The following is a 24,643-nucleotide window of genomic DNA, read 5'->3' on the forward strand; positions in this document are numbered from 1 at the left end:
ACGGTACACCTCTGATCTAAATATAGAACATATACGCCTCTTGATCCTCGTCATCTTTATAGCTTGCCAAGTCTTCAAGAGTTGTATTGTCCAGTACGTCTTTTACTGCATCACGAATACGAATCCAAAGTGCACGCTTTGCTGGTTCTTCGTTTTCAATCACTTCAACAGGACTAATAGGTCCTTCTAATACACGAATAATATCACCGGCTGTAATCTCGTTTGGCTCATGGGCAAGCACATAGCCGCCATACGCTCCGCGGATACTTTTCACAAGACGTGCATTGCGAAGTGGTGATACAAGCTGCTCTAAATAATGCTCAGACAAATCATTGTTTTGAGCGATTGATTTTAATGATGTAGGGCCTTCGCCATGTTTTTTGGCTAATTCGATCATGATCGTCAGACCATATCTGCCTTTAGTAGAAATTTTCAAGTTAAACACCTCTGCGTTTTCTATTTCTATGTCATCAATTATTTTTCTGATTTCATATACGCTTATATAGACCAAAAGCAATTATATCATACTTTTAGCCAACTTTCATTTGCGGGTTCTGAGCTCAAAACGAGGACGCATCCCTTTTCTATTTGAAGAAATTTCGGTACTCTATACAAACAAGACATTGCTTTAGGAGAGATAATCATGAAACCTTTAGCGTATCGGATGCGCCCAAGTCATATTGGAGACATTATTGGGCAGGAGCATCTCGTTGGGGAAGGTCAAATTATTAGACGAATGGTCGAGGCAAAACATTTGTCCTCGATGATTTTATACGGACCGCCGGGAATCGGCAAAACATCCATTGCAACTGCAATTGCTGGCAGTACAAGCATTGCCTTCCGTACATTGAATGCGGTGATTCATAACAAAAAAGATATGGAAGCTGTCGCCGCTGAAGCGAAAATGAGTGGTCAGGTCATCTTGATTTTAGACGAAGTCCACAGACTCGATAAAGGGAAGCAGGATTTCCTTCTGCCGTATTTAGAAAATGGCATGATCATTTTAATTGGCGCGACAACAGCTAATCCGTATCATGCGATTAACCCAGCCATCCGCAGCCGGACACAAATATTTGAGCTGAAGCCGCTGGAAACAGAGCAAATTAAAGCTGCATTATCTCGAGCTTTACAGGATGAACATCGCGGGCTTGGCGGTTATTCGGTCAAAGTTGATGAGGAGGCAATGAATCATTTTGCAAATGGATGCGGAGGAGATGTGCGTTCCGCTTTAAATGCGCTTGAACTAGCCGTCTTATCGACAAAAGCGGATGAATCTGGACAGATCACGATCACTCTAGCTGCAGCAGAAGAATGTTTACAAAAAAAGAGCTTCTCGCATGATAAAAACGGTGATGCCCATTATGATGTCCTCTCGGCTTTTCAAAAATCCATTAGAGGATCTGACGCAGATGCTGCGCTTCATTACCTTGCAAGACTGATTGAAGCGGGAGATCTCGAAAGCATTTCGAGACGATTACTTGTGATGGCTTATGAAGATATTGGCCTAGCCAGTCCGCAGGCAGGGCCACGTGTGTTAAGCGCTGTTCAAACAGCTGAGAGAGTTGGTTTTCCAGAAGCACGAATTCCACTCGCTAATGCCGTGATTGAACTGTGTCTTTCTCCAAAGTCAAACTCCGCTTACCAAGCGATTGATGCGGCACTGCATGATATTCGCACGGGGAAAATTGGTGAAGTTCCCGTTCATTTAAAAGACGCCCACTATAAAGGAGCAGCAGCACTTGGAAGGGGCGCCGATTACTTATATCCGCACGATTATGAAAATGGCTGGGTGAAGCAGCAATATTTACCTGACCCGCTGAAAAACAAGCAATATTATGAACCAAAGCAAACTGGAAAATTTGAAGGTGCACTAAAGCAAGTGTATGAAAATTTAAGACGGCAAAAATAAAAACAGCCCCCTGCTCTAAGCAGGCGGGCTGTTTATTTATCTTTCACACGTGTAATCGGAATGTCTTTTAACAGTTTCATAATGACATGACCACCCATAATCAGTCCAGCCACAGATGGAACAAATGCATTGGATGATGGCGGCATTTGTGCCTTACGAATTTTCGCTTCATCATTTCCAACTTCTTTTCTCACATCTTCACGAATGACAATCGGACTTTCATCAGAGAAAATAACTTCAATTCCCTTACGAATGCCTTCCTTCCGCAGGCGTGTTCTGACGACTTTCGCAATTGGGTCTGTATGTGTTTTCGAGATGTCATCAATTTTAAAGCGTGTCGGATCTGTTTTATTTGCAGCACCCATACTCGAAATAATGTTCACATCGCGTTTCAGGCACTCTTTCATTAAATGAATTTTATAATGAATTGTATCTGATGCATCAATGACATAATCAAGTGGATACTCAAAGAATTGTTCATATGTTTCTTCTGTATAGAACATTTTGAGCGCAACAACTTCACATTCTGGGTTGATGTCAGCAATTCTTGCCTGCATTAAGTCAACTTTAGGCTGACCAACCGTTGATAGCAGAGCTGGCAGCTGCCGGTTTACATTTGTAATATCAATATCATCTTTATCAACAAGAACAATACGGCCAACACCTGAACGAGCAAGAGCTTCTACTGCAAAAGAACCTACGCCGCCTACTCCAAGCACTGCAACTGTACTGTTTTTTAATATATTTAAGCCTTCCTTGCCAATGGCAAGCTCGTTTCTTGAAAACTGATGTAACAAGTGCCTCACTCCACCTTTATTTAAAATGAATCGAAAGAATCATATCATATTCAGAGTTCTCCGTCATCCTTCTCAAATAGAAAAAAACACAAAAAAGTCCCGATCACGCCGCCAGCTTTTCCTTCGTTTTGAACCCCGCACCATGCAGGTGGGTGCTTTCTTCCTCACTTTATAAGTCCTCAGAAGAGGCATTTATGCAGAAAGGAAAGGCAAGCTCCCGTAGAAAAAAATGTTCGGTCAAAACTAGGTAACCACCGTACGTATCAGGACTTTATTTATTGGTTGATGAAAGCATATCATAGGCATGTCCCTTTTTCAAGCGTTTACATGCCTATAAACATGCGCCTATTTTACTGTTTTACTTTTGTTTTAATAGCCAAACTCAGTTCATCTAGCTGCGCTGCGCTTACAGTGCCAGGAGCATCTGTGAGAACACAACTTGCACTTGCCGTTTTCGGGAACGCAATGGTATCTCTTAGGTTAGATCGGCCGGCAAGCAGCATCACTAAGCGGTCAAGTCCAAGCGCAATTCCGCCGTGCGGAGGCACACCATGCTCAAATGCATCAAGAAGGAAGCCGAACTGATCGTACGCTTCTTCTTTAGAAAAGCCAAGTAAACCAAACATTTTCTCTTGAATGTCCTTTTCAAAAATACGAATAGAACCTCCGCCAAGCTCATAGCCGTTCAGCACAAGATCATACGCTTGAGCTTTCATATCTTCTGGACTTGTTTCAATTAATTCAAGATCATCACGAACTGGCATTGTGAAAGGATGATGAGCAGCATAGAAGCGGCCTTCTTCTTCATCTTTTTCAAGGAGCGGCCAGTCGACTACCCATAAAAAATTGAAGACAGACTCATCGATGAGTTTAAGCTCTTTGCCAAGTTTCAAACGAAGTGCGCCAAGCGCATCATGGACAACAGACGTTTTGTCAGCGACAAAAAGTAAAAGGTCGCCTTCTTCAACTTGAAGCTGTTCTTTTAATTCTGCTTGTTTTGACTCATCAAAGAATTTAGCGATTGGTCCTTTTAACTCTGTCCCTTCAGCTTTTAGCCAAGCAAGACCTTTTGCACCATAGTTCGCTGCAAATGCACCAAGTGCATCAATGTCTTTTCTTGAGTAGTTTGCTGCAGCCCCTTTGACATTAATCGCTTTGACAGCTCCGCCATTGTTTACAGCACCGCTGAAGACTTTGAAATCTGAGTCTTTTACCGTGTCTGAAATGTTGACAAGCTTCATGTCAAATCGGGTATCTGGCTTGTCAGAACCATAGGAATTCATCGCTTCATCGTACGTCATACGAGGTAATGGCAATGTCAGGTCAACGCCTTTGACATCTTTCATCACCTTTGCCATCATCTCTTCAGCAAGCGTCATGATGTCTTCTTGGCTCATAAAGGACATTTCAATATCGACTTGTGTAAATTCCGGCTGACGGTCAGCACGCAAGTCTTCATCTCTAAAGCAGCGAGCGATTTGATAGTAGCGGTCCATCCCAGACACCATGAGCAATTGCTTAAATAATTGCGGAGACTGCGGCAGCGCATAGAATTCTCCTTCGTGTACACGGCTTGGCACAAGATAGTCACGTGCACCTTCTGGCGTACTTTTTGTTAAAATTGGCGTTTCAATGTCTAGAAAGCCGTGATCATCTAAGAAATGGCGGAATGCTTTTGTGACTTCATGTCGCATTTTCATCGTTTCAAACATCGCAGGGCGGCGAAGATCTAGGTAGCGATATTTTAAGCGCACATCTTCTGATACCTCATCTGCTTGATCAGAAATCACAAATGGAGGCGTCTTGGCTTCATTTAAAACAGTGACTGTGTCGACTTGAATTTCAATTTTGCCTGTTTTTAAATTTGGGTTGATCGTGGCTTCTTCTCTTGCGACCACTGTCCCTTTAATATCAAGGACATATTCATTCCGAATCGATTCTGCTGTCTCAAGAGCCTCTTTTGATTGGTCTGGATGAAAGACAACTTGCACAATGCCTGTACGATCACGCAGGTCAATAAAGATTAATCCGCCAAGGTCACGACGTTTTTGTACCCATCCTTTTAATACAACGGTTTGACCGATTTGGTCTTCTGTTACTTCTCCACAATAAAAAGTTCTACCAAACACAAACATTCCACTCCTTCTTTACGCTTTCTGGTGGGCTTTCATCATTTGAATCAGCTCATCAAGCTTCACTTCAATTTGTTCACCCGTTGTCGTATCTTTTACGTTTACAATTTGCTGCGCAAGCTCATCTTCACCAAGAACTGCAATAAACTTGGCTTTCAAGCGGTCTGCCGCTTTAAATTGTGCTTTTAGCTTTTTCCCTGTATAGTCCATTTCACTTGAAATGCCTTCTTTTCTTAGGCGATTCAATAAGCCAACAGCATAATCTTTTGCTTGATCTCCTAATGCCGCAATATATAAATCAATGCCGTCTTGAACAGGAAGCTCAATCTTCTCTGCATCAATCGCTGATAGGAAACGTTCAATACTCATCGCAAAGCCGATACCTGGTGATTCAGGACCGCCAATTCCTTCAACAAGTCCATCATAACGGCCGCCGCCGGCTAATGTTGTGATCGCGCCAAAGCCTTCTGCATTACTCATAATCTCAAAGGCAGTGTGATTGTAATAATCAAGACCGCGCACTAAGTTCGGATCGACGACATATTCAATGCCTAGATCGGTTAAGTATTGTTTTACTTTTTCAAAATAAGTCCGTGATTCTTCATTTAAGTAATCTTGAATGGATGGTGCCGTTGCCATCAGTTCGTGATCGCGGTCCTTTTTACAATCAAGAATACGTAATGGATTTTGATGTAAACGAATTTGGCAGTCGTGACAGAATTCATCAATTCTTGGTTCAAAATGCTCGACAAGTGCTTGACGGTAATCTGCACGGCTTTCTTTGTCACCAAGGCTGTTAATGACGAGTTTTAAGTTGGAAAGACCCGCTTTCTCATACACACTCATCGCTAATGAAATGACCTCTGCATCAATGGCAGGATCTTTTGAACCGATCGCTTCAATTCCGAATTGATAAAATTGACGATATCTTCCCGTTTGCGGACGCTCATAGCGGAACATTGGTCCAATGTAGTACAGCTTTGTAGGCTGTGCAGGCTGTGCAAACAGTTTATTTTCAACATAAGAACGGACAGTTGAAGCTGTTCCTTCTGGGCGAAGTGTGATGCTACGTCCTTTTTTGTCTTCAAATGTGTACATCTCTTTTTGAACGATATCTGTTGACTCGCCTACTCCTCGTGCAAACAGTTCCGTATGCTCAAAAATCGGTGTGCGGATCTCTTTGTATTGAAAAGCTGCACATGTCTCTCTCGCAATTTGTTCAACATACTGCCAGCGTTCTGATTCTCCCGGTAAAATATCCTGTGTGCCTCTTGGAATATTAAAACTCATTTTTCGTCCTCCTACGACCATCATTCATTTTTTATGTGGACATATAAAAAACCCCCGCCTCTACTATGTGTATAGTAGGGACGAGAGTTATACCCGTGGTGCCACCCTAGTTGGAACATAATCTAACCATGTTCCCGCTCAAATCCTTAACGCAGATTCACGTTCTCCGCCTAATGACTCATTTTTTGAGTGTTCAGCAGGAAACCTACAGAGTGTTCTTTCGTGATAAATGCCATGCGGATTCGCTTTCAGCCTAAGGCGATTCCTCTCTGCTCACGCAATTTACCCTACTATTCTCTATCATCAGTTCCACATTTTAAATTTTCAAGTGTGTTGATTTATATTATAATAAGGTCGGTGCTGCCACTCTGTCAACCCTTGCCGTGTCTCTTTTTCTTTTCCAGCTCTTCTTTTGACGTGCATCCGTATTCAGATGCCGTTTCTTCAAGGAAGCCTGGTTGATCCATTTCGTCGTGCTGCCAGCGGTCGATATCACGATGTCCATTATATTGCACTCGTCCTAATTTTCTGCTTAATCTCATGTTTGTACATCCTTTTATCACATTTTTATCTAGTATAAACAGATTGATTCAATTTTATTAGGGAAACTGCAAGGAATTCATCCATTACATAACGAATTAACATTCATCGGTTTTACAAGGGAGGGGAAAACACCGTTTTGAATCTGAAAACACACCATCACATGATGTTGCTGCTCACCTGTTTTGTCCTTATTGCCAGCACTTGGCCAATGACACATGCGACGGCTCAAACAGATCAAGCTGTCGTTGCAACAGATGAAATCAATGTGCGAACCGGACCTGGTTTAAGCTACGGGATCGCAGCAGTTGTGAAACGAGGAGAAAGCTACCCGATTCTCACTGAACAAGGAGAATGGGTACAGATCGGGCTATCGAACGGACAAAAAGGCTGGGTCGTCTCATGGCTGATTACCAAGTCATCTGATGCACAAAAGCCTGCTAAGCAAAAGACGCAAGGTCAAAGTACGCAAGGAAGCAGTTCGATTACGTCAACAGCCTCTGACCTTCGCATTCGGACAGGCCCAGGGACTTCCTATCAAGTCATCGGCACTTTCCCGCAGGGCGCTTCCGCTAAAAAGCTGGACACAAGCGGCGAATGGACAAAAATATCGTACAAACAAGCGGAAGGCTGGGTCCACTCTGATTATATTTCTGACGGACAAAACGCTTCTTCATCCAGTTCAGCTGAGCCCGCTCGTTCTAAACAGTCCGGCACAGTTGGCGTATCAAGCTTGAATGTTCGAAAATCGGCGGCACCAAACGCACAAGTGGCCGCTTCACTTTCCCGCAACACTCAAGTCACCATTTTACGGGAGCAAAATGGCTGGTATGAAATCGAAGCAAAAGGCGTTAAAGGCTGGGTTGCAAGTTATTATATTGTCTCAAACCAAGGAACAAGTGCAGCACCTGAAAAGAATTCATCCTCTTCGTCATCTCATCAGAAAGCGTACATCGTTTATGATGGGACGAATATTAGAAAAAGCGCTTCTACCTCTGCTGGAATTGCAGAAAGAGCAACAAAAGGAGCTGCTTATCAAATTGTTCGTACGCAAGGTGACTGGTACGAGGTGACATTATCAAACGGCGGAACAGGCTACGTGGCGAGCTGGGTCGTTCAAACAAAGAAAAATAGCAGCGAAGCACCAAGACCTCAGCAGGATTCATCGTCTGGCACTGGATCTTTAAAAGGCAAAACAATTGTTCTTGATCCTGGGCATGGCGGAAAAGACAGCGGCACGATCGGCGCAGACGGTGCATTTGAAAAGAATATCACGATCAAAACCGCTCATTTGCTGGCGGGTAAGTTAAGAGCTTCTGGAGCAAATGTCTATTTAACAAGAAGTGATGATACATTCATCAGCCTTCAATCGAGGGTTGCCACTTCACATTACCGAAATGCAGATGCATTTATTAGTCTTCATTATGATAGTTTTATGGACCAAAGTATCAGAGGGAGCACCGCATATTATTATCAAGCATCCAAAGATCAACGTCTGGCGACAAGCGTTCATACGGAAGTCGCAAAACGATCACAGATCCCTGATAAAGGAGTCAAATTTGGAGATTATTTTGTTTTAAGAGAAAACAAGCGCCCTTCCCTTTTATATGAACTCGGCTATTTAAGCAATCCTCAAGAAGAAGCGATCATTTATAGCGCCTCTTACCAAGAACGAGTGACAGAAGGAATGACAGAAGGATTAAAACAATATTTCCGATAGAAAAAAGAGGCCGCGCGCCTCTTTTTTGTTTGATCGCAAAAGAAAAAGACTCTAAACAAACTCTCAGCAAGAGTTTATCTACAGTCTAAAGTGAATCTATTCTTTGCTATCCATCCAGATGGTGACGGGTCCTGAGTTGGTCAATGAGACGTCCATCATCGCCCCAAAACGTCCAGTTTCAACATGGATGCCTTTTTCTCTAAGCGTTTCATTGAAGCATTCGTAAAGTGAATTCGCCACATCTGGTTTGGCAGCTTTCATAAAGTTCGGCCGTCTGCCTTTTCTCGTATCACCATAAAGAGTAAATTGAGATACAGACAGCACGCTTCCTTTTACATCTAACAAAGAATGATTCATTTTCCCGTTTTCATCTTCAAAAATACGCAAGTGTGCGAGCTTTTCAGCTAAGTAATGCACATCTTCTTCTGTGTCTTCATGTGTAACCCCAACGAGCACCATATAGCCTTCATTGATGGCACCTGTGATCTCTTCTTCTACTTTCACAGATGCACTCGTCACACGCTGAACAACAAGCCTCATAGACGATATACTTCCTTTCTAATTCATAAATCGGCGAACTGAGTAAATGTCTTTGATTTGTTTGATGCGTTCTACCACTTTGTGCAAATGGTTAATATTTTGGATAAAGATCGCCATATGGATCGTCGCCACTTTGTTACGATCAGACTTACCAGAAACCGACGAGATGTTCGTTTTGGTTTCGTTGACTGCTTGAAGCACCTCATTAAGTAAGCCGCGTCTGTCATATCCTAATATTTCAATTTCCACATTGTATTCTTTACGGTTTCGAGCAGGCTGTTCATGCTCCCACTCAACCGGGATTAACCGTTCCTGCGCTTCTCCTGTCTTCACGTTCGGACAGTCATCACGGTGAACAGATACGCCACGGCCTTTTGTAATAAAGCCAACAATGCTATCACCAGGAACAGGATTACAACACTTAGATAAACGGACAAGCAAGTTATCAATGCCTTTCACTCGCACGCCAGCTTCTCGTTTTTTCCCGTGATATGGTTTTGACTCTACAGACACTTCTTGAACGGTTTTCTCTTGTTCTTCCTGATCTCTTTGTTTTCTTTCTTTTTCCGTTAAACGATTCGCCACTTGGAGTGCCGTAATTCCGTTATAACCGACAGCTGCATACATGTCCTCTTCATTTGAGAAATTAAATTTATCGGCCACTTTTTGCAGATTTTCAGCGGTCAAAATGTCTTTGACATCGAACTCAAGGTTTTTGATTTCTTTCTCCACAAGTTCTCGGCCTTTTTCGACATTTTCTTCACGGCGCTGTTTCTTGAAAAACTGTCTGATCTTGTGCTTCGCTTGGGAGGTTTGGGCAAGTTTGACCCAATCCTGGCTTGGTCCATAGCTATGCTTAGATGTCAGAATTTCAATAATGTCACCTGTTTTTAGCTTATGATCAAGTGTGACCATTTTACCGTTGACCTTGGCTCCGATTGTTTTATTCCCAATTTCCGAATGAATCCGGTATGAGAAATCAATTGGTACGGAACCAGACGGCAGCTCGATGACGTCACCTTTTGGTGTAAATACAAACACCATATCAGAGAAGAGATCGATTTTTAACGATTCCATAAATTCTTCCGCATCTGTGGATTCATTTTGGAATTCAAGGATTTCTCTAAACCAAGACAGCTTCTTCTGGAAAACGGCTTCTTCCGTCGATTCTGCTGACTCTTTGCCTTCTTTATACGCCCAGTGTGCGGCAATTCCGTATTCAGCAATTTCGTGCATCTCCACTGTACGAATCTGAACTTCAAGCGGGTCCCCTTTTGGACCAATCACCGTTGTATGAAGAGACTGATACATATTCGGCTTTGGCATCGCAATATAATCCTTAAATCTGCCTGGCATCGGCTTCCAGCATGTATGAATAATACCAAGTACCGCATAGCAGTCTTTAATGCTGTCAACCAAAATACGTACAGCCAGCAAATCATATATTTCATTAAATTGCTTATTTTGCATGACCATTTTTCGATAAATACTATAAATATGTTTCGGTCTGCCGGAGAATTCAGCCTTAATGTTCACCTCAGACACGCGGTCTTTTACTTCATTGACAACCTCGTCCAAGTATTCCTCACGTTCCGCTCGTTTACGCTTCATGAGATTCACAATCCGGTAGTATTGCTGCGGATTTAAATAGCGGAGGGCTGTATCTTCAAGCTCCCACTTAATCTTTGAAATCCCTAATCTGTGCGCAAGCGGTGCAAAGATCTCAAGGGTTTCATTTGAAATTCTTCGCTGCTTTTCCTGCGGAAGGTGTTTGAGTGTTCTCATATTGTGAAGACGGTCTGCCAGCTTAATTAAGATGACGCGAATATCCTGCGCCATTGCAACAAACATTTTACGATGGTTTTCAGCCTGTTGTTCTTCTTGTGATTTATATTTAATCTTTCCGAGCTTTGTCACACCATCAACAAGCATGGCTACTTCTTCGTTAAAATGCTCTTTTAAATCTTCTAATGTCACATCCGTGTCTTCGACAACATCATGCAAGAAGCCGCCAGCAATGGTCGAAGGATCCATTTCAAGATCAACAAGAATTCCCGCCACTTGAATAGGATGGATAATATAGGGCTCACCGGATTTCCGGTATTGCTCCTTGTGAGCATTTTCAGCATATTCGTATGCACGCTCTATAAATTGAATATGTTCAGCGGACAGGTATTCTCTTGCCTTATCAATGACCTGCTGCGCCGTTAAAACTTGTTCGTTCGCCATGGAATCACCTTTTTAAATGAAAACTGTATTGTAGTTTATTATCAAGAAAAATTCGATAGATGTAAAGAGAAGAAGTCCGCTAAAAGATTTTTGATAGGAAAAAAGCACCCTTCTTACTGAGTGCTTTTTTCGTAAAACTCCATTAGTATTGCATTAACGTCAAGATGTCGTAACCGTCAAGCTTCTTTCTGCCATCAAGATACGTCAGCTCAATTAAAAATGCAATCCCTGCCACAACGCCGCCTAATTCCTCAACCAGCTTGATGGATGCTTCAATCGTTCCACCTGTCGCAAGCAAATCATCTGTGATCAGTACACGCTGACCAGGACGAATTGCATCTTTATGAATCGTTAATACATCTTTACCGTATTCCAAACCGTAATCGACTTTGATGACTTCACGAGGAAGCTTTCCTTCTTTACGAACTGGGGCAAAACCTACACCAAGTGCGTATGCTACAGGGCAGCCAATAATGAATCCACGCGCTTCAGGTCCAACAATGAGATCAATATCTCTTTCCTTCGCGTATTCAACGATTTGATCCGTTGCATAACGGTACACTTCGCCTTTATCCATTAACGTTGTAATATCTTTAAATTGTACACCTTCCTTTGGGTAGTCAGGTACAACTGTCACATATTGTTTTAAATCCATCTTTTCCTTTTCCTCCTCGTACGTCAAAGCACAGGTGAGACTTCGCTCATCATGCTATTCAGCCATTCCTTCAGCTCTTTGGCTGAGGAATATGTTAGTGTTTGATCGAGTTCCATCAATCGTTGTTTTGCTGTATAAGACGATGATGCCGTTAAATCTTTTTTAGGGGCATCACGCACTATTGACAGCACACCATTCTCTATTTTAACAAAACCGAGTTCAAAAAACACCTTTGTCATAAAAATGATTGTATCTTTTGTCCAACCTCTATGTTTGGCAAGCTCCATGCCTTGTTCTTTAATAGGAAAACTTCCCCGTTTGAACAAGAACCCATAAAACCATTTGAATTGATCACGGCTCGGGAATGAGGACATAAAGTGATCTTCTTTCCGCTGAAACACCGTATAAATTCTTGCTGGTTGTTGATTTTCTAAAAGCAGCTTGAGCAAGTGTTCATCGGCAGGAACATCGGCAAAGATCACATACTTTTCCTGCACATCAAACGTGGATACATTTTCTGCATCAATAAGATGAATCGGAATATCCACCAGCTCCGATTGCTTTTTTGTTTCTTCGTCAAAACAGAAGACCATCGTTTTTGCTGGATCAAGTGTTGATACTTTCTTTTCCCAATCTTTTTTCCCGCGTAAATCAAACAGCTGCCATTCATCGACTCTAGCGTCTTTTAGCATGAGCTGAGGTTTCTTTCGGTTATTCCATTCATTAATCGAGACCTCGCCAACGACAGAAATTTGGCTCCCTGGGACAAGTTCTTCTTTTAGTTTGCCTTGGTGAAAACCGACACAGTCGAGCAGCTTGTCTTCGTCTTTTAGTGACATTTTAATGTGATTTTGATTGGCCCCGATCGTTCGGATGTCTTCAAGCTGGGCGTCTTCAATCATAATGAACGGCTTAGGATTCTGCATGCCAAACGGGGACAGCAGCCCCACTTCTTCAATGGCTTGCACCGTCATTTCGTCCACTTTACATACTGCATCGACCCGTTGAATTGGAATGAAATCTTCTTCTGTCAACGTTTCATTTGCATATTGATTCAATCTTTCCCTAAGTAAAGGAACATCATCCGCTTGAAGTGTCATTCCAGCAGCCATCGGGTGTCCACCGAAATGCGGCAGGATGTCACGGCACTTGCTCAAATGGAAAAATAAATCAAAGCCAGGAATACTTCGTGCTGACCCTTTCGCCATCTGCGTTTCTTCATCTATTCCAAGCACAATCGCCGGACGAGAAAATGTATCCGTCAATTTTGAGGCAACAATGCCGACAACGCCTGGATTCCAGCCAGCTTTTGCTACGACGATAGCAGACTGGTCAGCACCTGTCTCTTCGACCATTTGAATGGCTTCTTCCGTGATCGTACTCACAATTTTCTGCCGTTCTTTGTTCAATTCTTGTACAAAACGAGCGAGTTCTTCTGCTTCATCCATATCCTCAGTCATGAGAAGATGAACAGCCGGATCTGCCTGCTCAATTCGTCCAACAGCATTCAGCCTTGGCGCAATTTGAAAGCCGACCGTTTCCTCATTTGCTTCTTCAAGAGTGGCGCCTGCTTCTTTTAATAACGCTTTTAACCCAGGCCGTCTAGACTGTCGAAGCTGCATTAGGCCTTTTTTGGCAATCCATCTATTTTCATCATGCAGCGGGACAAGATCCGCAATTGTACCGATTGCAGCAAGATCTAATAATTCTACTGGGAGTTTACCGAGGAGTGCATGTGCCACTTTAAACGCCACACCGACACCCGCCAGCTCTTTAAACGGATACTCACACCCAGGCTGCTTAGGATGTACAATCGCAAGTGCCTCAGGCAATTCCTCGCTTGGTTCATGGTGATCTGTGATGATCAGGTCTAATCCTATTTCTTTTGCAATACGTGCTTCATTTACAGCAGCGATCCCTGTATCCACAGTGATGACAAGCGATGCTCCTTGCTCTTTGATATATCGGAAAGCCTGTTCGTTTGGCCCATATCCTTCTTTAAATCGATCTGGAATATAAAAGTCTACCTTCGCAGATCGTTCTTTAAGTGTATGTAAAAGTACAGACGTACTTGTCACACCATCTGCATCATAATCTCCGAAGATCACAATCGATTCCTGCTCTTCGATCGCTTTGTTGATGCGCTCTACTGCTTCTTTCATTCCTTTTAATAAGAATGGATCATGAAATTCGGCTTTTTGATCAAATAAAAAAGACCTCGCTTCTTCTACTTCTTCGAGCCCTCTTTGTACAAGAAGTGATGCAGTCAGCGCTGAAATATTCAGATTTTCAGAGAGTGATTTCACTTTTTCTTCGCTAGGATGTTCATATTCCCAACGCATTTTGGATAATAACATAAATTCACCCCTCAACCACACTATTATACTAGAGTGGACTGAGGGGTTTCAATTTTTATTTTATGAAATTGTACTGGAAGATTATTTTTCCTTCCGGTCAAAAGACGCTGGCTGTTCTTTTAAAGGTGTGACATTCGTTTTCTTTTGAACGTCTTTGTCTACCTTTTTTGGAGAAGCAGTAGGAGCAGTCACAGCGGCTGCACGTTCAGCTTTTAATGCTTTTAATTCACGTTTCAGTTTCACAATTTGGAAAATTCCCGCAAAAGCCACAATGAGTCCGCCCATCAGAACAGAACCGATAATGACAAGGATCAGCGGCCATTCAGCCGTTCCAAATAAGTAGTCTACCTGTACAGGCCGCACGTTAATAACAGCAAATACTGAGACAATTAATACGAAAATAAATGCGAGTATGATGGTCCATTGTTGTTTATTCATCTACAAATCCCCCAAGCTTTTTCTTTTATTCTTCCCTCTTTCTTGTCCTTTTTAAACACAGAAAGAACATGGCGGAAGGTTTTCTATCAGCATGGGCGCTTAGCTGCTGAGTTTTTCTTTAATGAGGCTCTTTAATTCTTTTCTTTCTCCAGAGATGACAAGGGTGTCTCCTTCTTCAATCACCGTATCTGGTCCTGGATTTAAAATTTTCTCATGTGATTTTCTTACAATGGCGATGACTGTTACTTGATAGTTTTGGCGAACACTCAGGTCTCCGATCGTCTGGTTAACAGCCGGTGCGTTCTTTTCAATCTTAAACCATTCAATGATGAGTTCATCAATGGCCACCTCCACTGTCTCAAGCGCTTTTGGTTTATAGACCATGCCGCCTAAAATAGCCGAGATTTGTCTTGCTTCTTCATCGCTAAGCAAGATACCAGAAATACATTCTTCGTGATCATCTTCTTGAAAATGATACATCTCTCTTCTGCCGTCATCATGTGTGATAATGGCAAGCTTCTCATTATTTCTTGTGATCATTTCGGCTTTGTGACCGATACCTGGCAGTTCAGTTTCCCGAACCTTCATAACAGCCCCTCCAATGAATAAAAGCCAAATGCCCCAAACGGACACTTGCTTTCTATACTGATCTAAACGTATGTCATTATAGCAAAAGACCATTTCAAGATCAATGAAACCCGAAATGTTTTTACATATCATCTTATTGTTGTGACGATGACAAGTATGATGCATGAAAAAAAGACTGCCAAGCTGGCAGTCTTTCGTGTTTAAATATCTTGTTCTGTGTCGATTTTAGCCGGCTTTTTCAGCTCACGACCTTTCCATATCAGCCAAATTTGCGCCGCAATGTAAAGGGATGAATACACCCCTGTTAATAGGCCGACAAGTAAGGCAATGGAGAAGTTTGTAATAGATGCTGAACCGAAAATGAGAAGTGCAATCACCACTACAAGTACAGTGAGTACAGTGTTCACAGAACGCGTAAAGGTTTGCTGTAAACTTAAATTCACAATGTACGATAAATCTTCGATCGTTTTCGGTTTGCGTTTCTTCATTTGCTCACGCACCCTGTCGAAGGTGACAATCGTGTCATTGATTGAGTACCCAATGACCGTGAGTATCGCTGCAATGAAGGTGACATCCACCTCTAAGCGCGTAATGCTAAAGAAGGCAACGATAAAGAATGCGTCGTATAGAAGAGAGACAATCGCTGCAATCGCCATTTTATACTCAAATCGGATAGATACATATAAGATAATCCCGATTGAAGCTATGATGATAGCGTATAATGCGTTACGTGCCAGCTCTTTTCCGACCGTCGGAGACACTGTACTTACGTTAGGCTCCGTTCCGTATTTATCTTTGAAATAATCTTTCACTTCAGCAATTTTTTCTTTATTCGGAACACCGACAAATCGAGCTGCTGCTTGATTTTCTTTTTGCCCCGATAACACAACACTGTCTGTCTCAAGGTCTAGCTTTTTAAAATCTTGCTCCACCTGTTCTGTTGACAGTTTATGGTCACTTTGAATATCAACTCTAGTACCACTTGCAAAGTCAATACCTGCATTGAGCTTGAAGATCGACAGCACAATGATTCCAGCAATGGTAATGGCTACCGAGAAAATCATAAAGCCTTTACGTTTGCTGACGAAATCCCATTTATCAAATGGTGTTTTCGGTTCAGTATTTTCAGTTGTTTCATGAATATCAATGATGTCTTTCTGACGAACACCAAACCAGCCTTTTCTGCGGTCGAAATAACGACTTTCTACAAGTAATCCAAGAAGGAATCTTGATAGGAAGACAGCCGTGATAAAGCTTGTCAAAATCGATAGGATAAGCATGGTTGCAAACCCTTTGACAGAGCTTGTTCCAAAGAAGAATAGAACCCCGCCGGCAATAATACTTGTTAAGTTTGCATCAAAGATCGTGGCAAACGATCTGCGGTTACCCGATCTGAAAGCAGAACGGACAGATTTACCGAGCTTGAGCTCTTCTTTAATCCGCTCATACGTAATAATGTTGGCATCGACAGCCATCCCTACCCCAAGAATCAATGCAGCGATTCCAGGCAGTGTCATGACCGCCCCCATCCAGTCAAAGACTTGCAATGTGATATAGATATAAGCTGACAGTGTAATGACAGCAACAAGACCTGGTAATCGGTAATAAAACAGCATGAATAAGAAGATAAATGCGATTCCTACAATTCCTGCAAAGACTGTTTCGTTTAGTGCTTGCTCACCAAACTGTGCACTCACAGATGTTGAATATTTTTCGGTTAATTTTACTGGCAATGCGCCGGCATTTAAAATGCTCGCAAGGTCTTTTGCCTCTTGAACCGTAAAGTTTCCTTCGATTTGTACGTCACTGCTGTTAATTTCTTGGTTTACATTCGGCGCAGATACATACTTATGATTTGATTTAGAGACTTCTTTTTTGAAGGAATCTCCCTTATGATAATCAAGCCAAATGACAAGCTGATTGTTTGGTGCCATCGCCGCTACTTTTTTTGTCACGTCACCAAACTTTTTCGCATCCTTTAGTTTGACCGTCACGATCGGCTCATTCGTTTGATTGAATGTTTGTTTTGCACCATTTTCAACAAGATCAGATCCGTTTAGGAGCTCTTTGTCATTCGTATCTCTGAAGGAAAGCTGTGCTTCAGTCGATAGAATCTCCCGTGCTCTGTTTTGATCTTTTACACCCGCAAGCTGTACGCGAATACGGTTGTTTCCTTCAATCGAAATGTTCGGCTCACTGACGCCAAGCACGTTGGCTCTTCGGTTTAAAGCCTCTACTGTACTGACGAGAACACCATTTGTGATCTTGTCTTCTTTTTTCACTGGGTGTACATCATACAGAACCTCAAATCCACCCTGTAAGTCCAGCCCTAGCGTCATATCTTTCGCAACGGGCTTCGTTAATAAGCCCACACCAGTTCCGATTAACAGAACCACTAAGAAAAACGCAAGTATGCGCCCTTTTTTCATTATGTATTTCCTCCTTAAACACCTGAATCCATTTAGATGGCTTATTTCAACAGTTCGTCCAGCATATTCTTGCCATCTTCACTGTCCAAAAAAGCAGACGTTTTAAACGACTGAACGGTTGCATAGTTCATAAATTCGCCAATTTTCACAGATAAAATATCTGCAACCATTTCATGAATCGGATACTCTTGTTTTTTCTTCCACTTCTTATTCTCTAAGTATGACCATAATTCCTCTAAATCTACATCTTTATAGCCCAAAACGATGAATTCTTCAAGCTTACTGAACAGAAAAGGCTTTAAATGGTCTTTGTATATAGCAGCCGGATGTTGTGTCATTGTGAGGCTCCCCCTTTTCAGTTTTTTATCGAGAGACTTGTCATGCTTGGACGATATACACGCATATCTTATTGTATATGATTCTATGTCGTTTGAGAAGGCAGGTGATCTGTGATTTGACGAAGCAAACGTTTTTAAAAGGGACGATTATTTTAATTTTAGCAGGTTTTATTACAAGAATATTGGGTTTTGTCAATCGAATTGTGATTGCAAGGTTCATTGGTGAAGAAGGCGTAGGGCTTTATATGATGGCAGCGCCTACCTTTTTTCTCGCCGTGACGCTGACACAATTCGGACTTCCTGTTGCGATTAGTAAGCTAGTTGCAGAAGCAGAAGCCCGTGGTAACAAACAGAAAACAAAACGCATTCTAGTGATGTCCCTTGCGATAACAGGAACACTCAGCCTCATTTTCACTCCGCTCTTTTTATGGTTTGCCCCTATTATGGCGGAAAATATGCTGACAGATCCTAGAACGGTCTATCCTCTGCTTGCCATTACACCCGTCGTACCCGTTATTGCGATCTCTAGTGTGTTAAGGGGCTATTTCCAAGGAAGACAGCAAATGAGCCCGCTTGCGATGTCGCAAGTACTAGAACAGGTCGCAAGAATTTCACTCGTGGCAGTATGTACAACAGCGTTCCTGCCTTATGGAATTGAATACGCAGCAGCAGGCGCTATGATTTCATCTGTCATCGGCGAAATGATTTCACTTGCTTACTTACTGATTGCCTTTCGTTATAAAAAGACCATCCGTATCCGAAAACGTTTTTTCAAGGCAATTCATGATGGAAAGGACACATTTAAGCAGCTCATGAGTATTGCCCTGCCAACAACAGGCAGCCGTTTCATCGGCAATATCTCTTGGTTTTTAGAACCGATTGTCGTCGCGCAAAGCCTTGCGATTGCCGGTTATGCAGCTGTGGAAGCAACAAGGCAGTACGGAGAATTGACGGGACTTGCGCTCACCCTTTTGACACTTCCTAGTTTTATCACGTATTCTCTCTCCACCGCACTAGTTCCAGCGATTAGTGAGGGGATGGAACAGAACAAACGCAAAACGGTCGAATACCGGCTCAAGCAGGCGATGCGCCTTTGTTTATTAAGCGGGGGCATTTCATGTATTATCCTTTTCGTGTATGCAGAAAATTTAACCCTCTTCATGTATGGTTCATCTCATGCTGCTGTCTATGTAAAATTCATGGCGCCCTTCTTTTTGCTCTATTACTTTCAAGGGCCGCTGCAGGCTGTCCTTCAAGCATTAAATTTAGCGGGGGCAGCGATGACCAACAGTTTGATAGGAGCTGTTGTGAAAACAGGCATGATCTTTGTTCTTGCTTCACAGCCTAGCTTTGGCATTATGGGCGCAGCGCTTGCGATACTCATCGGCATCGTTCTTGTCACGTTGCTCCATGCGGCAACTGTCGGTAAAGTGCTGCCTATTCATTTACCATTAAAAGAATATGGACTTTGCGTCCTTGTGATCATCGGCACTGGGGCAGTCAGCTTATGGATGAAACATCAAGCGAGCGGACTCTTTTCCGCACCTTTAGAGCTTGTCATGATGATCGTTTTGACGTGCGTGCTGTATGTCATTCTATTAATCTGCCTTGGGCTAGTGAAACGAGAAGAGCTACGCCGCATCCCGTTTATTGGGAAGCTGCTTTAGCTCATTCTTTCTTGATCACTTCATCTTTCAAATCAATATAAAAATCCTTCTGATTAAAGCTACAGTAAGAGATCTGCTCGATGTCATCATAGCCTCTTTTGGCAAGCTCCTTTATCAGCCACTGTTCATCATGGTTGATCTGCTTGAGATGATCATGCTGAACCACACCGTCTGCAATAAGAGGGAGCTCAAGCGCTGCATGTTTGCGCTTGTTTTCTTTTTCAACAACGGCGAGCTTCCCTGAAGGCTCTAAGATGGCATATGAGACATCCTGGATACTATCGATGTTATTTTCTCTTAATTGAATGAGCAAATCATCAAAATTGTATCGCTGTTTTCTCATCGCACCCTCGTCTATTTTTCCGTTGATGATGAGCAGGGCTGGCTTACCGTCGAGAAAACGCCGGACACCTTGAAATTTTAATGACAAATAGGCAAGGGTGATTTGAATGAAGGTTAACAGCAGGATCGGCCATACTGTATGTAACATGTGATCCTCTACTTCTTCTATGGCGAGCACCGCAATTTCAGCGATCATCATAAAAATAACAAGATCTAAAATACTCAGTTCCCCAATCTCCCTTTTTCCCATTAATCGAAAAATAAACCAAATGAGAAAATATAAAATGATCGTTCTCATGGAGATAATTAAGATGTCCTGCATATGATGTAAACCCTCCTTCTCCACCATAGCTTGTGTCAAAACACTTTATTTATGTAGAAAAGAAAGCCTCGGTTTTTATCACGAGAAACATGTCTATTTTTTCTTCTCCGTGAATACATTTTAGTAAAAGACAAGCTTCGGTCAATTGGAGAGGAGACGAATCACATGCAGGAAACGAAACAAATAGGAAAAGGCATTTTATCTGGCTTAATTGCTATTTTTGTCGTGATGATTGTCACAAGCTTACTTGTATCACTGATGCTTACCTTCACAAGTATGCAGGAATCATCGTTTAAATGGATGATCATGATCTTGTCCTTTGCGGCACTTTTTCTAGGAGGAATGATTTCTGGAGGGAAAGCAAAGGAACGGGGCTGGCTCATTGGCGCCATGACCTCTTTTATCTTTTCACTCACTGTCTTTTTATTTCAATATTTAGGGTTTGGAGAAACCTTTTCACCAGAACAATTCATCTATCATGCAGCCTTTTTGGGAATTTGTATGCTAGGGGGAATGATTGGCGTTAATCTTCGGGGCAAATAAAAAAGAGCGAATGATATCGCTCTTTTTTTATCGCTATGTATTGGAGGATTAACCTTTGTCAGCTAATTCTCTAATAGCACGTCGGTCGAAAGTTAAACGGTTGTTTTCGCTTGTTTTGATGACTACTTTTGATTCATCAATGTAGTCGATTTCACCGTGTAAACCACCGATTGTGACGATTTTATCGCCTTTTGATAAAGATTGCTGCATCTGACGCACAGCTTTTTGTTGCTTTTGCTGTGGACGGATTAACAAGAAGTAAAGCACAGCAAACATGACAACAATCATAATGATTGAACCCATACCACCATCCATTCTATCTCACCCCTTTCTAAAGCATTGTAAAGCCTTTCGTTTATGCGTTAAAAGTTTTTCGCATTCGGTTTGTTAAAGCCATAACGCTCAAAAAACTCTTCTCTAAAATCACCTAAACGATCCTCACGGATAGCTTCTCTCACTTGCTCCATTAATTTTAACAGAAAATGAAGATTATGATAAGTTGTTAATCGAATTCCGAACGTCTCATTTGTACGGATTAAATGTCTAATATAAGCGCGTGTGTAGTTTTTGCATGTGTAGCAGTCACAGTTTTCATCGATTGGTCTGAAATCTCGCTCATATTTAGCATTTTTCACAACAAGGCGTCCTTCACTTGTCATCAGCGTACCGTTTCTTGCAATTCGCGTAGGCAGTACACAGTCAAACATATCGACACCGCGAATCGCACCGTCAATTAATGAATCTGGCGAGCCGACACCCATTAAGTACCTTGGCTTGTCTGCCGGTAAATATGGCGTTGTAAACTCCAGCACACGGTTCATCACATCTTTTGGTTCACCAACAGATAAACCTCCAATGGCGTAGCCTGGGAAATCAAGTGAAACAAGATCTTTTGCACTTTGTTTACGAAGCTCTTCGTATTCTCCGCCCTGCACAATGCCAAACAGCCCTTGATCCTCTGGACGCTGGTGCGCTGTTAAGCAGCGCTCTGCCCATCTGCTTGTCCGCTCTACAGAACGTTTCATATAATCGTACTCTGCTGGATACGGAGGGCATTCGTCAAATGCCATCATAATATCTGAGCCGAGCGCATTTTGAATCTCCATCGCTTTTTCAGGAGAAAGGAACAACTTATCTCCATTTAAGTGATTACGGAAGTGAACGCCTTCTTCTTCAATTTTTCTAAATTCACTCAAAGAAAACACTTGGAAACCGCCTGAATCTGTTAGAATCGCTCGATCCCAGTTCATAAATTTGTGCAGGCCGCCTGCTTCTTTGACAATATCATGCCCCGGGCGCAGCCATAAATGATACGTATTGCTTAAAATGATGCCTGCTTCCATTGCTTTTAACTCTTCAGGCGCCATTGTTTTGACTGTAGCCAGTGTACCAACTGGCATAAATACAGGTGTTTCAAAGGAGCCGTGCGGTGTATGAACGCGTCCAAGACGTGCACCTGTTTGTTTGCATGATTTAATGAACTCATAACGTATCGGTAATTGCGACAAAAATGAGCCCTCCTGTCTTTGTTGTATAATGTTATTGAATCAGCATGGCATCGCCAAAACTGAAGAATCGATATTCCTCTTTTACAGCCTCATTGTACGCTTTTAGGACGTGTTCTCGTCCAGCTAATGCACTGACAAGCATAATTAAAGACGATTTTGGCAGGTGGAAATTCGTGATCATGCCATCAATTGCCTTAAATGTATAGCCTGGATAAATAAAAATCGACGTCCATCCGCTTGACGCTTTGAATTCACCATCATAAGCACTTGCAATGGTTTCAAGCGTTCTTGTCGAAGTTGTTCCGACTGAAATAATCCGCCCGCCTTCTTTGCGCACTCGATTAAGCTCTTCTGCCGTTTCTTCATTCATTTCGTAAAACTCTGCGTGCATTTCATGTTCTTCAATGCGTTCAGCACTGACCGGTCGAAATGTGCCAAGTCCTACATGGAGCGTAATAAACGCAATATGCACTCCTTTTGCTTTAAGAGCATCTAGCAGTTCATTTGTAAAGTGAAGACCGGCAGTAGGCGCAGCAGCGGAACCAACCTCTTTGGAATAGACGGTTTGATAACGCTCACGATCGTCAAGCTGCTCTTTAATGTACGGAGGCAGCGGCATTTCACCTAAGGATTCAAGTACTTCATAAAAAATGCCTGTATACTGAAACTCAACTTTTCTTCCGCCATGTTCCAGTTCTTCTGTACATACCGCTTTTAATCGTCCATCACCAAATGTAATGACTGTTCCGTTTTTCACACGTTTTGCTGGTTTCACGAGCGTTTCCCATTTGTCTCCTTCTTCTTGTTTCAAAAGAAGCAGCTCCACTTTAGCACCCGTATCCTCTTTCGTTCCAAACAGACGTGCAGGCAATACACGTGTATTGTTTAAAACGAGACAATCACCCTTTTGAAAGTAATCTGTGATTTGCGAGAATGTATCATGTGTGATGTCACCTGTTTGTTTATTTAAGACCATCAGTCTTGATGCATCTCGTTTTTCAAGCGGCACTTGTGCAATCAATCTTTCTGGTAAATCAAAATCAAATAGTTCTAACTTCATTTCCTTCACCTATTCTGTAGTTAACTAGTTAACGTTATTTCATCCGTCCGAAGACATTGAGTAAAATGGTTAGGACGATGCTAATGACAATGCATGTAATCACAGGAAAAAAGAACGTTACGTTCCCTTTTTTCACGAAAATATCGCCTGGAAGTTTCCCAACCAATTGAAACACTAAACCTGCGGCAAAAAGGACACCACCTAAAATCATCAACATTTTAGGGAATTCAGTCACGAATCGGAACCTCCATATGAAAATGTTCATACGCTTCTCTTGTGACGACCCGCCCTCTTGGTGTTCTTTGCAGAAAACCAATTTGCAGTAAATACGGTTCGTACACATCTTCAATCGTATGTGATTCTTCTCCAATTGTCGCTGAGATCGTATCAAGTCCAACAGGACCGCCTCTAAATTTTTCAATCATACTTAAAAGCAGTTTATGATCGATATGATCAAGTCCGAGTCTGTCAACTTGCAGACGCTCAAGAGCATCTTCTGCAATGTCTTGTGTGATCGCATGATTTCCAAGCACCTGCGCAAAATCTCTTACTCTTCTGAGCAGACGATTGGCGACCCTCGGTGTGCCTCTAGATCTTCTTGCAATCTCTTCAGCTGAACGAATGTCGATCCCAATCTCAAACAGCTCGGCTGTTCTTGCTACAATGTGAGCCAAATCTCTTTGCTCATAGTATTCCAATCTTGCATGAACTCCAAACCTATCACGAAGCGGCGCTGTTAAAAGCCCAACACGGGTTGTAGCACCTACAAGCGTAAATGGCGGTAAATCAAGCCGCACAGAGCGTGCTGTATCTCCTTTTCCAATTACGATATCTAGACAAAAATCCTCCATCGCTGGATATAGCACTTCCTCTATTGAACGTTGCAAGCGATGAATTTCATCAATAAACAGAACATCGCCAGGTTCAAGAGATGTTAAGATCGCCGCCAAGTCGCCAGGACGTTCAATCGCTGGTCCAGACGTTGTACGCAGCTGAACATTCATTTCATTGGCAATGATCGACGCAAGCGTTGTTTTCCCAAGTCCCGGCGGTCCATATAAAAGAACGTGATCCAGCGTTTCCTGCCTCATTCGGGCAGCTTCAATAAATACGCTGAGATTATCCTTTACTTTCTGCTGGCCAATATATTGACTAAGCGTCTGTGGACGCAGACTTTGCTCAATGGCTGATTCATGGTTGTCTGCTTCAGTTGAGACGAGCCGTTCATCCATGAGACAT

The 24,643-nt window shown here is 42.4% G+C and carries 23 protein-coding genes, 1 other RNA gene and 1 other annotated feature; of the genes, 4 read left to right on the top strand and 20 right to left on the bottom strand.

The window, feature by feature from the left end:
* Window positions 1-16: 16 nt before the first annotated feature.
* A complete protein-coding gene (locus MHI58_RS13015; RefSeq protein WP_008342713.1) occupies window positions 17-436 on the bottom strand; it encodes an Rrf2 family transcriptional regulator in 420 nt (139 codons plus the stop codon).
* Window positions 437-643: 207 nt separating this feature from the next.
* Here MHI58_RS13015 and MHI58_RS13020 point away from each other — a divergent pair, with 207 nt between their 5' ends.
* Window positions 644-1,909: a replication-associated recombination protein A gene (locus tag MHI58_RS13020; RefSeq protein WP_008342715.1), complete on the top strand. Its 1,266-nt coding sequence runs from the start codon at window positions 644-646 to the stop codon at window positions 1,907-1,909.
* Between the two features lie 32 nt (window positions 1,910-1,941).
* Here MHI58_RS13020 and MHI58_RS13025 read toward each other — a convergent pair whose 3' ends face one another.
* The 5 genes from MHI58_RS13025 to MHI58_RS13045 form a co-directional block, all read right to left on the bottom strand.
* A complete protein-coding gene (locus MHI58_RS13025; protein WP_008342718.1) occupies window positions 1,942-2,706 on the bottom strand; it encodes a ThiF family adenylyltransferase in 765 nt (254 codons plus the stop codon).
* A 92-nt stretch (window positions 2,707-2,798) separates the two neighbouring features.
* Window positions 2,799-2,979, bottom strand: a non-coding RNA gene (ssrS, locus tag MHI58_RS13030) — 6S RNA.
* 77 nt (window positions 2,980-3,056) lie between these two features.
* Entirely contained in the window at window positions 3,057-4,835 is a 1,779-nt protein-coding gene (aspS, locus tag MHI58_RS13035) for an aspartate--tRNA ligase (RefSeq protein ID WP_026050119.1), read from the bottom strand.
* Between the two features lie 18 nt (window positions 4,836-4,853).
* A complete protein-coding gene (gene hisS, locus MHI58_RS13040; protein ID WP_045034109.1) occupies window positions 4,854-6,128 on the bottom strand; it encodes a histidine--tRNA ligase in 1,275 nt (424 codons plus the stop codon).
* A 73-nt stretch (window positions 6,129-6,201) separates the two neighbouring features.
* Window positions 6,202-6,441 (bottom strand) — a binding site (T-box leader).
* A 58-nt stretch (window positions 6,442-6,499) separates the two neighbouring features.
* A complete protein-coding gene (locus MHI58_RS13045; RefSeq protein WP_003216250.1) occupies window positions 6,500-6,670 on the bottom strand; it encodes a YrzK family protein in 171 nt (56 codons plus the stop codon).
* 137 nt (window positions 6,671-6,807) lie between these two features.
* Here MHI58_RS13045 and MHI58_RS13050 point away from each other — a divergent pair, with 137 nt between their 5' ends.
* The gene (locus MHI58_RS13050) at window positions 6,808-8,388 is read left to right on the top strand and encodes an SH3 domain-containing protein (RefSeq protein ID WP_045034110.1); all 1,581 of its coding nucleotides are present in this window, start codon (window positions 6,808-6,810) and stop codon (window positions 8,386-8,388) included.
* A gap of 96 nt (window positions 8,389-8,484) precedes the next feature.
* Here the strand turns inward: MHI58_RS13050 and dtd are convergent, their stop codons facing one another.
* From dtd to MHI58_RS13090, 8 genes are all read right to left on the bottom strand, one after another.
* Window positions 8,485-8,928, bottom strand: a complete 444-nt coding sequence (gene dtd / locus MHI58_RS13055; RefSeq protein WP_024718380.1) for a D-aminoacyl-tRNA deacylase — start codon at window positions 8,926-8,928, stop codon at window positions 8,485-8,487.
* 18 nt (window positions 8,929-8,946) lie between these two features.
* On the bottom strand, window positions 8,947-11,157 hold the full coding sequence (locus tag MHI58_RS13060; protein ID WP_008342726.1) for a bifunctional (p)ppGpp synthetase/guanosine-3',5'-bis(diphosphate) 3'-pyrophosphohydrolase: 2,211 nt from the start codon (window positions 11,155-11,157) through the stop codon (window positions 8,947-8,949).
* 142 nt (window positions 11,158-11,299) lie between these two features.
* A complete protein-coding gene (locus tag MHI58_RS13065) occupies window positions 11,300-11,812 on the bottom strand; it encodes an adenine phosphoribosyltransferase (protein ID WP_008342729.1) in 513 nt (170 codons plus the stop codon).
* Between the two features lie 23 nt (window positions 11,813-11,835).
* Window positions 11,836-14,169 carry a single-stranded-DNA-specific exonuclease RecJ gene (gene recJ, locus MHI58_RS13070; protein WP_035390967.1) on the bottom strand — a complete coding sequence of 778 codons (2,334 nt, stop codon included), beginning with the start codon at window positions 14,167-14,169 and terminating at the stop codon, window positions 11,836-11,838.
* Window positions 14,170-14,250: 81 nt separating this feature from the next.
* Window positions 14,251-14,607, bottom strand: a complete 357-nt coding sequence (locus MHI58_RS13075) for a lipopolysaccharide assembly LapA domain-containing protein (RefSeq protein WP_024718382.1) — start codon at window positions 14,605-14,607, stop codon at window positions 14,251-14,253.
* 99 nt (window positions 14,608-14,706) lie between these two features.
* The gene (locus tag MHI58_RS13080) at window positions 14,707-15,195 is read right to left on the bottom strand and encodes a cation:proton antiporter regulatory subunit (protein WP_008342734.1); all 489 of its coding nucleotides are present in this window, start codon (window positions 15,193-15,195) and stop codon (window positions 14,707-14,709) included.
* 200 nt (window positions 15,196-15,395) lie between these two features.
* A complete protein-coding gene (gene secDF, locus MHI58_RS13085) occupies window positions 15,396-17,624 on the bottom strand; it encodes a protein translocase subunit SecDF (RefSeq protein ID WP_045034111.1) in 2,229 nt (742 codons plus the stop codon).
* Between the two features lie 41 nt (window positions 17,625-17,665).
* Window positions 17,666-17,962: a post-transcriptional regulator gene (locus MHI58_RS13090; RefSeq protein WP_003216788.1), complete on the bottom strand. Its 297-nt coding sequence runs from the start codon at window positions 17,960-17,962 to the stop codon at window positions 17,666-17,668.
* 116 nt (window positions 17,963-18,078) lie between these two features.
* Between MHI58_RS13090 and spoVB the strand changes: the two genes are divergently transcribed.
* Window positions 18,079-19,629, top strand: a complete 1,551-nt coding sequence (gene spoVB / locus MHI58_RS13095; protein ID WP_045034112.1) for a stage V sporulation protein B — start codon at window positions 18,079-18,081, stop codon at window positions 19,627-19,629.
* Between the two features lies 1 nt (window position 19,630).
* Here spoVB and MHI58_RS13100 read toward each other — a convergent pair whose 3' ends face one another.
* Entirely contained in the window at window positions 19,631-20,293 is a 663-nt protein-coding gene (locus MHI58_RS13100) for a DUF421 domain-containing protein (protein WP_019743031.1), read from the bottom strand.
* A gap of 165 nt (window positions 20,294-20,458) precedes the next feature.
* On the opposite strand from MHI58_RS13100, the gene MHI58_RS13105 reads away from it, so the two are divergent.
* Window positions 20,459-20,836, top strand: coding sequence for a TIGR04086 family membrane protein (locus MHI58_RS13105; protein ID WP_007501492.1), 378 nt, complete (start codon window positions 20,459-20,461; stop codon window positions 20,834-20,836).
* Window positions 20,837-20,884: 48 nt separating this feature from the next.
* Here the strand turns inward: MHI58_RS13105 and yajC are convergent, their stop codons facing one another.
* The 5 genes from yajC to ruvB are packed head-to-tail and all read right to left on the bottom strand — an operon-like array spanning window position 20,885 to window position 24,636.
* Window positions 20,885-21,151, bottom strand: coding sequence for a preprotein translocase subunit YajC (yajC, locus tag MHI58_RS13110; RefSeq protein ID WP_003216659.1), 267 nt, complete (start codon window positions 21,149-21,151; stop codon window positions 20,885-20,887).
* 47 nt (window positions 21,152-21,198) lie between these two features.
* Window positions 21,199-22,344 (bottom strand): tRNA guanosine(34) transglycosylase Tgt, encoded by a 1,146-nt coding sequence (gene tgt / locus MHI58_RS13115; RefSeq protein ID WP_007501495.1) that lies wholly within the window; start codon window positions 22,342-22,344, stop codon window positions 21,199-21,201.
* 31 nt (window positions 22,345-22,375) lie between these two features.
* Complete coding sequence (queA, locus tag MHI58_RS13120; RefSeq protein ID WP_007501498.1) at window positions 22,376-23,404, bottom strand: tRNA preQ1(34) S-adenosylmethionine ribosyltransferase-isomerase QueA; 1,029 nt, start codon at window positions 23,402-23,404, stop codon at window positions 22,376-22,378.
* A gap of 34 nt (window positions 23,405-23,438) precedes the next feature.
* A complete protein-coding gene (locus tag MHI58_RS13125; protein WP_008342752.1) occupies window positions 23,439-23,639 on the bottom strand; it encodes a DUF2905 domain-containing protein in 201 nt (66 codons plus the stop codon).
* Window positions 23,632-24,636 (bottom strand): Holliday junction branch migration DNA helicase RuvB, encoded by a 1,005-nt coding sequence (ruvB, locus tag MHI58_RS13130; RefSeq protein ID WP_007501501.1) that lies wholly within the window; start codon window positions 24,634-24,636, stop codon window positions 23,632-23,634. Before ruvB ends, MHI58_RS13125 begins: the two co-directional genes overlap by 8 nt.
* Window positions 24,637-24,643 lie beyond the last annotated feature (7 nt).

Source organism: Bacillus sp. FSL K6-2869, assembly GCF_040869405.1.
Lineage (GTDB): Bacteria > Bacillota > Bacilli > Bacillales > Bacillaceae > Bacillus > Bacillus altitudinis.